This is a genomic window from Shewanella sp. T24-MNA-CIBAN-0130 (genome assembly GCF_040310185.1).
In the GTDB taxonomy this organism is placed as follows: Bacteria; Pseudomonadota; Gammaproteobacteria; order Enterobacterales; family Shewanellaceae; genus Shewanella; species Shewanella psychromarinicola.
This window is the reverse complement of record NZ_JBEOPP010000232.1, coordinates 1-288: the sequence shown is the minus strand read 5'-3', so window position 1 is coordinate 288 and position 288 is coordinate 1. Positions and strand designations below refer to the sequence as shown.

1 protein-coding gene is annotated in these 288 nt (G+C 47.6%); it reads right to left on the bottom strand.

The window, feature by feature from the left end; all coding sequences use genetic code 11:
* Nucleotides 1–288 (bottom strand): alpha/beta hydrolase-fold protein (locus AAEZ02_RS22185; protein WP_351125170.1); only part of this gene is annotated, 288 nt, incomplete at both ends.

Below are 288 nucleotides of genomic sequence, written 5' to 3'. Positions count from 1 at the left end.
ACGTTTGTCAGTGACAGGAAAGTTCGTCTCGATCAAATGTGGCAACTCTTGTACCACGTAATCGTACATGTGATAGGTGTTCGAATACGGCTCCACGGTCGCATTGAGATAAAATCCCGCCCCAGAACCAAAGTCATAGCTTTCATGTTCGTTCGGATATTCTGTGCCACGCGGGCTGGTATCAGGACATACAATCGCCAAACCTAATTCCGCTGCTTTGCGAAAGGCGCCGGCTTTTTGCATGAAATTTTCGTCAGTACAGGTCAAACCCGACAACCAGTACAAAAC